General features: G+C 42.3%; 1 pseudogene. It reads right to left on the reverse strand.

Annotation, left to right across the window (positions count from 1 at the left end):
• Positions 1-508: pseudogene (locus ACFINZ_RS12195) on the reverse strand (hypothetical protein); the annotation flags it as partial.

Below are 508 nucleotides of genomic sequence, written 5' to 3' on the forward strand. Positions count from 1 at the left end.
CCATTGGCAAGAGATGTAATCTTGCTACTGCTATTTTCTTTTCCATGCGTCGCTACAAAGGCGCTTTTAGATGCATTCCAGTTCAAAGAGTCACTTTTTTCACCAGCAATTCCTTTTTCAATCTCATTTTTAATATTCGCGATAGAATCACCAACACCGATAAAGGCTGAAGCGACATCATTATAAGTCGAGTCAGAAACATCTCCATCTTTTGTAAAGCTCTTAACCGTGAATGTAGGAGCAGTCCATGTGCCATTCTCATAGCTAGCGCTACCACCTAAAGACGTCGCAACTTTGGTGCCAAGACTATGAAGCTGATTGCCCGCTACAGCATCGCTTGAGGTTGAAGTAATGTCTCCATTGGCAAGAGATGTAATTTTGCTACTGCTATTTTCTTCTCCATGCGTCGCTACAAAGGCGCTTTTAGATGCATTCCAGTTCAAAGAGTCACTTTGAACTGGAATGCATCTAAAAGCGCCTTTGTAGCGACGCATGGAGAAGAAAATAG

Origin of the sequence: Bartonella sp. AA81SXKL, assembly GCF_042196945.1 — a bacterium.
Classification (GTDB): Bacteria; Pseudomonadota; Alphaproteobacteria; order Rhizobiales; family Rhizobiaceae; genus Bartonella.